Below are 12,122 nucleotides of genomic sequence, written 5' to 3'. Positions count from 1 at the left end.
CAATACGTCCAGTTTACTGAAATCTTCGGGAGCTGCTTTGACTTAAATTAGTAAATGATAGAGGCAACAATGAGGGCGTGGGCAAAGAAGTAGCTACCACTTACCCACAAATAGGCGTGTTTCATCGGTTTTCGGTAACCGTGTATCGCATACGCCAACGCCGAATAGATCAAAACTAGGGTTCCGCTGAAACCGATAGCATTGGCATAGCTCGGAGCCTGCAACCAAACTTCACCCGCCGCCCAAGCAAGCTGAACCAACATCATCCCCATGATCACAACAGGAAACACCAGAGAGTCGAGTTGAGGTAGCAACAAAAAGAACGCCACGATACTCGCTGCGAGCAGTAGGGCCAACAACCACCAGACAATCTCACCATTAAGCTGCACCCAAAATGACTTGCTGTAGCACACCTGAGCAAGCAAATACGCAGCAAAGTAAATTAGCTTGCGAGTTTTAAACGAGTGCAGCGTATCTGCCACCATAGACACAATAAGCCCACCCGCAATCCAGTAGGTATATGTTGCGGATGCGCCTTGAGTTAACACCAACACAAGAAGAAGTAGCAGAGTAAAGATTTTAAACACGAGGGATTGTGTCGGGTTAGCTTGTTTTGCTCCCAACACGGAATACACACCTGATAGCCCTATCGCCAGCCAACTCCACATGCCGTATACACCTTTTACTTAAACTCGCCGCTAGTCTAGGTAGACCAGTTTTGATGTAAAGACACAATCTGCGAAAGTTGGATCTCGCTAGCGATTCGAAACATTTTGTAACCCTCAGTCTGCACAACAATTAAGTCGATGAGCCTTAATGACGGCCATAAATATGGGGCAGAGCCCTATCCCATGAGCCAAGTTCATCAAATCACACGGCACAGTAACCCGCGCTTATTAAAACAATTTAACTAAAAGCCAGCCCAATGGCCTTGGTAACCCATCACGTCAAAAACTGATGACTAAACCATCAGACTGCATACATCACAGGCAACAAGAATAAATAACAGACACAAAACAGAAAATCGTCTTGGTAGCGAGCTAAGATAGTAGAAACCACCGATGAACAGATTAGAACAACATGAAAAATCAAACTTAACTCAATAACAAAAACATCAAATAACGAACGTAAACTAATGATAAATAAAGCCACATTCTCAATAACCATCGAAAACACCGACTTCATAAACCATCAAATCACTAAACACTTTTTAAGCCCATATTTTCTCATTAGATAAGAAAATTCCCCTTCCACACCTCAACTCAATGATGCACCTCCATAGCACATCTTTTTATTTTCTCAATTTTTGAGAAACACAGACAAAATTGGCAATCAACATACCAACCGAAACAAAAAACAATTTCAAAGCCAACAACAAACCAATATTGACACTTTAAAATCATACACTTAAATCAAACACGAACAACAATAACACAATGCGAGCATTTTAAATACAACACAAAAAACACAGTTTCATTAGTCAAAAACACGTAAAAAAAGACAAGTTAAGTGTATTTTTTGAAAAGATTATCGAGCATATGTTGATCAAACCCCAAAAACAGTGCTATATTAAATTCATCGAGTTCATCAAAGATTAAGGGGTAGTGTTATGATTTCATCTTCTCAAAAACAAGGGCTGGTAATGATTGCAGTGGTTGTGGGTTTAATGACACTGCCAATGATGTACTAACCTGCTGATTAAAAATAAAAAAGGACGCAAATGCGTCCTTTTTTATTTATCTGTGCTTTTCTACTGTATGTGTTTGGACAAGATATCCCAATGCATGTAGTAGAAACCAAGAGCGGCGAGCGTAATCAACGTCATTAGCAAAATTGCTGCACGCCAAATAAAACGAGAGCTTCTTGGCGTTAGCTCTTTTTCACAAGCGTCACATGCCGCCATAAAGCCTTTCCGATCATCCAGCTTATAATCGTCTTCGTGAACCACTTTATTACGCACAGTAGCGATAAAACGAAGCTTCGCTATCACGTCATGTGGTAAACGTTCTTCACAACTATTAATAAGTTGGTGTAACCCTTTCCCTTCTGCATGGTACTGAGTACGCAAAAGTTTTTCGATCGTTCGGGTACGCATGACTACTTTTTCAATATCTGACATCGTAACCCTCCTTACCAGACCCTTCCCGTGTTAGTTATTTTTATTCTTCTATAAATTTAGAGCTTTTTCGAGCCGTTAAGTGCAATTTTACTTTCAATTTGTGCCCTTGAGCGCATATAGCCAGACAAGTGAAAGCTGCTTGGTTCAGCTTTAGTGACGTAGCTTGTAGATGAAGCAACGATTTCATCGCGCGCCCATTGAGGTAAACCGTGAAGTGCGCCGAATAAAATTCATGTCCCTTTCATTAGATTATGAATAAGTTATCTCAACTCATCGTTTCATCAGTGAGTTCTGTAGAATAGAGCTCAATGAAACATCGGAGGTTAACATGCCAATCTCACTTATTGTCGCCCTGTTCGCCCTTATTGCTTTGGGCGCATGGGTATTTTTTCGTTTCTATAGCAAGCACTATGTGGGCGAAGATGCTCCAGAACAAAGTGCACAGGTAACTATTTTAGATAAGCAAGCTATCGACGTCCCAGATGCACCACCAGGCCAAGACGACCAAGAATATTGGATTTATGTCCAACGCGGTTCTATTGGCCCTAAACGAGAGTTCCAAATTGGAGTGCACTACTACCATGCACTCAACCCTGGAGATAAAGGAACGCTAACCTATCGTGGTAACAAATTCCTTCACTTCGCCATCAAACGTTAAGGCAGTAACCAACGAGTCTTGGCAGAGCGAGAAAATAGATAGCTCATCGCCAAGGCTCCAGCTCCACTGATAATGATCCAGACTGGAATCACCCATGCGGGATGTCCGGTGTACCAACCAAACGCTTTCATCGGCCATAAGAAAATTGGGTGAAGTAAGTAAATCCCCAAGCTGTGCTGACTGATCACACTCACCACTTTTTGTACTTTTGGTGACAAGCCTTCCCCAAAGTAACGACCGATCATGAAAATCATCGAAGCCGCTAGAATGACATTCAGTGTTTTGTAAGAAAGCCAGCGTCCAACCGTGTACTTCTCCGCCTCTAAACTGTTCGTCACGACCATAGTAAATGTCACAGCCAACGCGACGAGGCCAAACCCTGTAAATAAGGTCACCATAGAGCGGTTCAAAGGCACTTTTTGAAATAGAACATAACCCAGAGGAAGGTAACCCATGTAGAGCCACATTTGGTTACTCCACGGACCATCAATCTTGAACAAAAACAGCGTGCTGGTGAAAAGCCAAAATGCGAGATAGGTATACAACACATTGTCATCAACGTTGCGTACCATCCATTGGAACAACGGAATCACAAAATACAGCGGTATAAAGTAATAGAAAAAACCGAGGTGGTAATACGTTGCGTGGAATGGGCTATTGCTTAACACCTCTTTTACGGTTTCAAAGTCAAACCCTTGAGCCGTCCAGCCAGAGAGGTATGCATAAAACATCGACCAAATAAGAAATGGGACTAAGACTTTGCCTAAACGCCTTTTGATATAATACTTACCGTCAAATGGTCGAGTGTCACTGAGCATCAACGCTCCGGTGATCAGAATGAAAACTGGCACCGCCCAGCGGGTAACGCTATTAACGCCTACGGCCGTCAACCACTGGTCAAACGGAATCACTCCTAACTCATTTCGATAAGGGGCCAAGACGTGAATGGCGATCACTGCCACCGCAGCAAAGCAGCGCAATAAATCAAAAAACAGAACCCTTTCTCTCATACCTTTCCCTACTTTGAGTCGCTTATCGTTTATAGCATAGGGTAAATCTCAGCCAGTGAAATGGTTAACAATCTGTTTTTGCTTATTTTTAACGCAACAATGACCTACAACGGGGATTTCATCGCCACTCTAATCAATTAACGAGAACCAAACATCAGCATTCACCCTCGATGCCAAACCCACACAGTTTGATTACATCAAACGGCGCATAAGAAACAAAAATGGCTCCAAGTTGGAGCCATTTTGTACGATCTACAGATAAAAACACCGGGCAAAATTTACGCTGTGGCAACGTTAGCTTTTGGCAACTTAATCGAAATCAACGTCGTCAGCGCCAAGAAAGCAAAGGAGACCCATAAGCACGCCGCAAGACCAGCCTCTTGGTAGATCCAACCCGATAATACCGTGCCAATCAAACGTCCCATCGCATTGGCCATGTAATAGAAGCCAACATCCAGAGACACACCATCGCCTTTGGCATAGCTCACAATCAGATACGAGTGAAGTGAAGAGTTAATGGCAAACACAGCACCAAAAATCATTAACCCCACAACAATTACCAACTCAGGCTGCCAGCCGATTTGCACACCATAAGCAATACCGCCCGTAATTAACGCAAGAATTCCTGCCCATACTAATGCTGCACTACCATCAGGCACGCGACCTTGCGCTTTGCCAGTAATACGCGGCGCAAAGCCTTGCACAAACCCATAAGCAATGACCCATGCGGCTAAAAAGCCACCGACCCACAAGTGATCCCAGCCAAACACACTGCCGAGATAAATAGGCAGAGCGACTACAAACCACACATCACGCGCCCCAAACAAGAACATACGTGCCGCAGATAAAATATTTATAGATTCGGACTTGGAGAAAATTTGGCGAAACTTAGGTTTGCTCTTTGCTTTACCCATGTCTGCTTCTAGCCAGATCATGCTGAAAACAAACACCAATGCCAGCGCACTCGACATAATAAACATCGAGTTTTGGAAGCCCACCCAAGACAACAGCAAGCCACCAACAAAAAAGCCCGCCCCTTTGAGTGCATTCTTCGAGCCTGTCAAAATCGCCACCCATTTGTAGAGTGCGCCTTGCTGCTCGTCTGGTACTAATGTTTTAATCGCACTCTTGGCACTCATCTTGTTGAGATCTTTGGCAATCCCCGACAAAGCTTGCGCCGCCATCACCCAAGGAATCGTCAGCCATGCGTTGGGTACTGCCAGCATCAACAACGCAAACACTTGCATCGCTAAACCAATGTTCATGGTTTTGTTCAGGCCTAACCTTGCGCCCAACCACCCACCAATCAAATTGGTCACCACACCAAAAAATTCATAGAAAAGGAACAGTGAGGCAATAGCTAACGTGGAATAACCCAAGTCGTGAAAATAGAGCACCACCAGCATACGCAGCGCTCCGTCGGTCACGGTAAAGTTCCAATAGTTAAACGTCACTAACATGTACTGACGAATACTTTTGTTCAATTGAGAAATCATATTGACCTCTTATGTACAGCGATAGAAGCATTTAGATCATCATGTGCCAAATGCTTATTAACCTGTACACCAACCATAAGGCGATACAACCTTAGTTCGAATTCACAAACACACCGAAATTTACAAACGGACAAAGATAACCAATAAAAACAAAATCTTAAATTAAAACCTTTAGTTTTACTGCTGACCTATTTTCCATTATATAAACTGGAACATAGCTTTTGGATCATGATGTTCCAAAAGCTATTTAAGCTGATCAAGCGTCTTGCGCCACGCGTTCGATGTACTCAAGCTGCACCGGTTTTGTAAACGCACCAGGGCGAAGAGCCTGCACTTCTCGCACGATATCTTCTAACTGCCATTTCTTCTCTAGCAGCAAGTGAGCCGCAAACAAACCTGTGCGACCCGAGCCGCCCATGCAGTGCATCGCGACTTTGCCACCTTGAGCAAGAATCGCATGCAGTTCCGGACTGGCTTGGTGCCACTTCGCCGCAAATTCGTCACTTGGTGCGCAGTCATCTTCAATCTCGATCTGGAACCATTTCATGCCCAGCTGCTGAGTGGTGTCACCCAAAGCCGCAACGTCTTTCGCTGCTAACTCGCTATCGTCCAATGCAGTAACGACCGCTTGAACCCCCTGCTCCTTCAACTGTTCCAACGACGCTTTCAACTCGACGCCTTTGGTACCCGGGCACGGTGTTAGGACTAATGCACCAGAGTCCAAATCTAATTGCCATGTAGGATGAGACATTGTGAACTCCTGTTATGCCAGACCAACGTTACGAACCAATTCTGCGGTGCGCGTTGCGTAACCCATTTCATTGTCGTACCACGCGTAAATCTTCACCATTCGTGAGCCAACCACCATGGTGGATTGTGCATCAACGATGGTTGAGCGTTGGTCGCCTTTGTAATCGATCGACACTAACGGACGTTCCTCAAAGCCAAGAATGCCTTTTAACTCACCTTCCGACGCCTCTTTCAGCAAAGCGTTCACTTCTTCTGCTGTGGTATCGCGTTTTACATCGAAGATGATGTCGGTCAATGACGCATTCGCCAATGGTACACGTACCGCGTGGCCGTTAATCTTGCCTTTTAAATCTGGGAAAATTTCCACAATGGCTGTCGCACTACCGGTAGTGGTCGGGATAAGACTCATGCCGCACGCACGAGCACGGCGCAGATCTTTGTGCGGTGCATCCAAAATGGTTTGCGTATTGGTCAAATCGTGAATTGTCGTGAAAGAGGATTGCTCAATGCCCAACTTCTCATGAATAACTTTCACCACAGGCGCTATACAGTTTGTTGTGCACGAAGCGGCTGTCACAATACGATGTTTTTCAGGATCGAAGATGTGGTCATTCACACCAACTACAATGTTCGCAATGCCTTCTTCTTTCACTGGCGCACTCACCACCACGCGCTTCACACCTTGATCGAGGTATTGGTCTAGGTACGAGGTTTTGCGGTATACACCTGTCGCTTCAATCACAACATCGCAGCCAGACCAGTTCACGGCGTCAATGTCACGTTGCTGAGTCGTGGCGATGCGCTTGCCATTGATGACGAGCTCATTGCCCTCAACCTGCACTTCATGGTGCCAACGACCTTGCACTGAATCGAACTCTAATAAGTGGCCAAGCGTCGCTGCATCACCTGCGACATCGTTGATTTGCACAAACTCTAACTCTGGCCAGTCGAATGCCGCTCGCAGTGCTAAACGACCAATTCGGCCAAAGCCATTAATTCCTACTTTAATTGTCATAGTTTTACCCTTTAATCTTCTACCTTGAATCTCTGTTTGCTATTAACAGCAAGCCTCACGACTTTTATCGTGCAAGCGTGTGATGTCGTCTTGGTACTCTTGCTTCAAACAGTTTGATGCCACTAAGTCTTCAATCAGCTTACGCATCCAACCTGGTAATTGCTGCGATAACTCGTAGTACACCCATTGCCCTCGGCGTTTATCCACCAAGATGCCACTAGAGCGTAACTGAGCAAGATGACGAGAAACTTTCGGCTGACTCTCTTGCAACGCAAACGCCAAATCACCCACGCAAGTTTCGCCTTCACGGGCCACCAGCATTAAACAACGTACGCGCGTTTCATCGGATAACAGCTTGAAAAACTGATGTGGAAGCATAATAAACATACCTATATATGGATATGCGTATATATTTATTTAACTCTGAGATGTCGTCAAGAGTGAACCCATCATCGTCATAAAAGTTTCACATCGAAACAGCCAATAAAGATTGAGAGAAGAACGGTTAGAGAGAATAAAGATACGGCAGAAATTTACGCGGTTGCGACGTTTTGACTCCAGCGAACCGCTTCGCCTAACGAGAGCTTGACCTCTTCCAAAGACAATCCCAACTGCGTCGTGATTTTTTCAACGCCTGACCAGTCGGCACGCTCGTAACACTCTTCGAGAGAAATCAGCGCACCATAAACCCCCTTTCGATGTAATAAGGCTTGTTGTACGGATTCGCTAAGTGGCAATTGCTTGACTAAAGATTCCACCGACAAATCAAGCATCGCATCTAAAATCGATAATAAGCCGACCATAAACCCTTGTTCGTTGAGGTGGGAAAATGGCTGATAACGCGACATTAATTGGCAGAACTGCGCTCGTTGTAATGAAAGGTGATACAGCTCTCGAGGCTTGTTACTAGAGATATACGACGCCACGACCAAGGAGACAAACTGCTTAAGATTATCCTGACCAAGGTAGATCAAGGCCTGACGAAACGAGCTAATTTCGACAGCGAGGTTTGGCGCTTGCGTATTTACAAAGCGCAATAATTTGTACGACAACGCGACATCTTGCGTAATGATGGTTTCAATACGAGTAAAGTCTGGCTCTGATGAGCAGACTTCACGAAAAAGCTGTAGCGCTAACACTTGCTCAGGGCTCACGTATTTTGTTTGCGAAACTAATGGCTTGCTAAAAAAGTAGCCTTGGAAAAACTTAAAGCCAGCCGCTTTGGCTTGCTCAAACTCTTCTGCGGTTTCAACACGTTCCGCCAAAAAGTGGTACTTGACGCGTTTAGCAAGGTGAGCTTTTACCAACGCACACGCTTTTTCCAGCCCCATTGCCATGATATCGAGTTTAACGATGTGCACGTAAGGTAAGAAGCGACGCCACTCCGGCGTTAAGGTGAAATCATCCAGCGCGATCAAATAACCTTCTCGATACAACTCGCGAATCGCATCGAGAAGATCATCGGTCGGCTGGCAAGTTTCCAGTACTTCGACGACGATTTTGTTTTTTGGCAAGCTGCGCGGTAAGCGGCGCACCAAGCTTTGATGAGGAAAATTGATAAAGCATCGCGAAGAAGCAATCACTGGGTTAGTGCCCAGAGATAGGAAATTCTCGACAATTAATCGGTATGTTGCTCGGTTTGACTCAATATGCGAAGGGTATGCATTACTCTCCCCATCTCGAAACAACAATTCATAACCCAGCGTCTGTCTTTTGCGGTTAAAGATCGGCTGGCGAGCAACATACGTTGTATTCATGCTAAAGAAGGACCTATAAATGGCTTATGACTTTGCAGCTGCTAATAATGCACCACAACCCATAAACATTGAACCGAAGACTTTGTTTATTTTCCCCATGATTTTATCGGAGCGAATAAAACGTCCCATTTGCGCCGCCAAGGTGGTGTAACCCAACATCACGCACGCGTCGATCACAACAGTCGTAACACCAAGCACCAACAGTTGCGTCAGTTGGTCTTGTGCCGGGTCAATAAACTGTGGAAACAACGCCACCAGAAAAACAATCGATTTAGGGTTCGTCAGGTTAATCAAAATAGCTTTGTACAAGAGTGCCATGCCAGACATGTCTTTGTGGCTCTCAGCCGCCACCAAGCTGGAGGTGTCTCGCCATTTCTGGATACCCAACCAAACCAAATAAGCCGCGCCAACCCATTTAATGACAGAAAATGCCGTTGCCGACTGTGCGACCAGCGCACCAATTCCCGCCCCAACTAACGCAATGTGAATGGCCAAACCAATTTGGAGACCGATCACAGCCCCCAAAGATTTGCGAGTACCGTAACTCAAACCATTGCTGATTGAGTTCACCGTGCCAGACCCCGGAGCCAAACTAAAAACGATTGCAGTTACTACATAAGCTAACCAGACGTGGGTATCCATTGCATTTCCTCAATAATTCTTCGATGATACATCGCGTAAACAACGTATCTTCGGGTAATCGACTAATGGCTACTAACCATTCACCTTTGACTTATACTCAAGAGTCATTATTTGAGCAAGCAATTGGTGGTCCGATCGCGGCACTTTGGCAAACTCGCCAAGAAGGCTTTGTTAAAGGAACTGAGAAAAAGAACATCTACTGGTGCAAACTGACCAACCCAGAACATAAAAAAGCCGTGCTCATCGTTAATGGGCGCATTGAATCTTCCTGGAAATACCAAGAACTGTTTTACGATCTCTATCGCCAAGGCTTCGACGTCTATTCCTTTGACCACCGCGGACAAGGTTTATCAGATCGTCTATTGTCTGACTCAGATATGGGTCACGTCTATGACTTTACTGATTATATTGACGATATGGACATGGTCGTAAACAAACACGACCTTAGCGACTATCAGCAATGTTTCATCATTGCCCACTCCATGGGCGGCGCAATCGCTACACGTTATCTGCAAACTCACCCAGAACATCCCTTTACCGGCTTGATTCTTAGTGCGCCTATGTTTGGTATTAATCTGCCATGGTACTTATCGCCAATAGCGATTCCTGTGACACAAATTATGTCAGCGGTATCCACTTTGCCACGTTATGCGCCAGGACATCAGGCCTACTTTCCTAAACCCTTTGAAGATAACCCGCTCAGCCAAAGCTATGGTCGCTACCAATGGTTCCGAAATCTCTATACGGAAAAACCGGAACTGCAAGTCGGTGGACCGAGCACACGATGGGTATGGCAAGGGCTAATGGCAGCAAAACAATGCTTTTTATTGACTCGCCAAGTCAAAGTACCGGTGCTCCTGATTCAAGCTGGGAGCGATCGTATTGTCAGTAATCTGGCACAGAAACGTTTCATCGATAAATTGCGTAAAACCAACCCACATGCGGAGCTACTTTCTATCGAAGGCGCACAGCATGAGATCTTATTCGAGACCGACCAGTATCGTAATCAAGCACTCGATGCAATCTTCCGCTTTATGAATGACCCGAAATCATCGCCAAACGAAAAAACATAATAAGAACTCTAGGCGACCATTTCACGGCCATGATTAAAGAGGAAATGTCTGCACATTGATTTACCCTCTTTTTCATCCTCATTTTGACGTACACTGCTTGGGTCTGGCTGCGTTGAACCACGTAGATGCAACCGACCCAAATTCCCCCGCATTCGGAGCAGTATGATCTAGTCAGTCTGCTGTACTCCGTTTGCAAATCACCTGTTCCATACTATCCAAACCGTTTACGAGGACTTCATGAGCACATCGCTACCTTGCAAAGAGATCACTAAAATCGTTGCCTCTGATCTGGATGGCACGTTACTCGCACCAAACCATCAGCTCAGTGCTTACTCAAAAGAGACGCTAAAAGCGCTGCATGAAAAGGGTTACACCTTTGTCTTTGCAACAGGCCGTCACCACGTAGACGTTGCGAGCATCCGTCGTCAGGTCGGTATTCCGGCTTACATGATCACCTCGAACGGTGCCCGTGTGCATGACCAGGAAGATCAGCTGATGTACAGCGAGAATGTCCCTGCAGAACTGGTTCAAGGCGTGATCGACACGATCAAGCACGATCAAGAAATACTTATCCACATGTATCAAAATGACAGTTGGTTGATGAACAAAGACGACGAAACATTGCGTGATTTCCATGACGAATTCACATACGTCTTATTCGATGAAGACCAAGCACCAACTGACGGTATTGCGAAAATCTTCTTCACTCACCCAGCACAAGACCACGAACGCTTGGTGGTGTTTGAAAACAAACTACGTGAACAATTTGGCGATAAGCTGAATATTGCGTTTTCAACACCATGGTGCTTGGAAGTAATGAGTGCAGGTGTGTCTAAAGGCCATGCTCTTGAAGCGGTAGCGAAAAAACTCGGCCTCACGTTAGAAAATTGCGTGGCATTTGGTGATGGCATGAATGACGTAGAAATGCTGTCGATGGCAGGTAAAGGATTGGTCATGGGTACATCACACGAGAAAGTGATGAAAGCATTGCCAAATAACGAAGTGATTGGCAGCAATGCAGAAGATGCGGTTGCACACTACCTACAAGATCACTTGCTGTAAGCTGCAATACTCCAAACAATAACAAAGGGCTGCACATTCGCAGCCCTTTTCTTTTATCGCTGACTTGGCAACTTCTCTTTGCCAAGGATCGCTTCCCACTCTTCTTCTGTCACTGGCATGATCGACAAGCGATTTCCACGTTTCACCAATGGCATGTTCTCAAGTTCTGGCATCGCTTTCATCACCGATAACGGAATCACTCGCGCCGTTTTACGCACGAATTCGACATCCACCATAATCCAACGCGGGTTGTCTGGGTCTGACTTTGGGTCGAAATAATCACTTTCAGGATCGAACTGGAAATGATCGGGATAGGCTTCTCTCACGACTTTAGCAATACCGGCAACACCAACATTCTTGCAAGAAGAGTGATAAATCAGGACTAAATCGCCCACCTTCACTTGGTCACGCATCATATTGCGCGCCTGATAATTACGAACTCCCTCCCAACATGAAACCTTTTGGGTTCGAAGCGTGTCAATAGAAAAGGTATCTGGTTCAGTTTTAAATAACCAATATGCCATAATGCCATCCGATGCC

General features: G+C 45.2%; 13 protein-coding genes. 3 read left to right on the top strand and 10 right to left on the bottom strand.

All coding sequences use genetic code 11. From position 1 onward, the window contains the following. Positions 1-47: 47 nt before the first annotated feature. Positions 48-668, bottom strand: coding sequence for a lysoplasmalogenase (locus tag FR741_RS00675; protein WP_005393811.1), 621 nt, complete (start codon positions 666-668; stop codon positions 48-50). A gap of 1,082 nt (positions 669-1,750) precedes the next feature. Next, a complete protein-coding gene (locus tag FR741_RS00670) occupies positions 1,751-2,119 on the bottom strand; it encodes a hypothetical protein (protein WP_005393815.1) in 369 nt (122 codons plus the stop codon). A gap of 328 nt (positions 2,120-2,447) precedes the next feature. On the opposite strand from FR741_RS00670, the gene FR741_RS00665 reads away from it, so the two are divergent. Then, on the top strand, positions 2,448-2,777 hold the full coding sequence (locus FR741_RS00665; protein ID WP_012841295.1) for a DUF2500 domain-containing protein: 330 nt from the start codon (positions 2,448-2,450) through the stop codon (positions 2,775-2,777). On the opposite strand, the gene FR741_RS00660 is transcribed toward FR741_RS00665, so the two are convergent. The 7 genes from FR741_RS00660 to rhtB form a co-directional block, all read right to left on the bottom strand. After that, positions 2,774-3,787, bottom strand: a complete 1,014-nt coding sequence (locus FR741_RS00660) for an acyltransferase (RefSeq protein WP_005393819.1) — start codon at positions 3,785-3,787, stop codon at positions 2,774-2,776. The two genes, FR741_RS00665 and FR741_RS00660, sit on opposite strands and share 4 nt — an antisense overlap. Before the next feature lie 278 nt (positions 3,788-4,065). Beyond that, on the bottom strand, positions 4,066-5,283 hold the full coding sequence (gene arsJ, locus FR741_RS00655) for an organoarsenical effux MFS transporter ArsJ (protein ID WP_167426141.1): 1,218 nt from the start codon (positions 5,281-5,283) through the stop codon (positions 4,066-4,068). Between the two features lie 256 nt (positions 5,284-5,539). Beyond that, positions 5,540-6,034, bottom strand: a complete 495-nt coding sequence (locus FR741_RS00650) for a cyclin-dependent kinase inhibitor 3 family protein (protein WP_152815605.1) — start codon at positions 6,032-6,034, stop codon at positions 5,540-5,542. Between the two features lie 12 nt (positions 6,035-6,046). Further along, positions 6,047-7,048 (bottom strand): ArsJ-associated glyceraldehyde-3-phosphate dehydrogenase, encoded by a 1,002-nt coding sequence (locus FR741_RS00645; protein WP_167426140.1) that lies wholly within the window; start codon positions 7,046-7,048, stop codon positions 6,047-6,049. A gap of 42 nt (positions 7,049-7,090) precedes the next feature. Then, a complete protein-coding gene (locus FR741_RS00640; RefSeq protein ID WP_005393826.1) occupies positions 7,091-7,426 on the bottom strand; it encodes a metalloregulator ArsR/SmtB family transcription factor in 336 nt (111 codons plus the stop codon). Between the two features lie 155 nt (positions 7,427-7,581). Beyond that, positions 7,582-8,805: an EAL and HDOD domain-containing protein gene (locus FR741_RS00635; RefSeq protein WP_074190029.1), complete on the bottom strand. Its 1,224-nt coding sequence runs from the start codon at positions 8,803-8,805 to the stop codon at positions 7,582-7,584. A gap of 24 nt (positions 8,806-8,829) precedes the next feature. Continuing rightward, positions 8,830-9,447: a homoserine/homoserine lactone efflux protein gene (gene rhtB, locus FR741_RS00630; protein ID WP_005393828.1), complete on the bottom strand. Its 618-nt coding sequence runs from the start codon at positions 9,445-9,447 to the stop codon at positions 8,830-8,832. A gap of 65 nt (positions 9,448-9,512) precedes the next feature. Here rhtB and FR741_RS00625 point away from each other — a divergent pair, with 65 nt between their 5' ends. Both FR741_RS00625 and FR741_RS00620 read left to right on the top strand, forming a co-directional pair. Next, entirely contained in the window at positions 9,513-10,520 is a 1,008-nt protein-coding gene (locus FR741_RS00625; protein WP_167426139.1) for an alpha/beta fold hydrolase, read from the top strand. 237 nt (positions 10,521-10,757) lie between these two features. Continuing rightward, the gene (locus tag FR741_RS00620) at positions 10,758-11,582 is read left to right on the top strand and encodes a Cof-type HAD-IIB family hydrolase (RefSeq protein WP_005393831.1); all 825 of its coding nucleotides are present in this window, start codon (positions 10,758-10,760) and stop codon (positions 11,580-11,582) included. Positions 11,583-11,635: 53 nt separating this feature from the next. On the opposite strand, the gene FR741_RS00615 is transcribed toward FR741_RS00620, so the two are convergent. Beyond that, positions 11,636-12,106, bottom strand: coding sequence for an EVE domain-containing protein (locus FR741_RS00615; RefSeq protein WP_109170341.1), 471 nt, complete (start codon positions 12,104-12,106; stop codon positions 11,636-11,638). Positions 12,107-12,122 lie beyond the last annotated feature (16 nt).

The organism is Vibrio diabolicus, assembly GCF_011801455.1.
In the GTDB taxonomy this organism is placed as follows: Bacteria; Pseudomonadota; Gammaproteobacteria; order Enterobacterales; family Vibrionaceae; genus Vibrio; species Vibrio diabolicus.
This window is presented reverse-complemented; position numbering and strand designations above follow the sequence as displayed.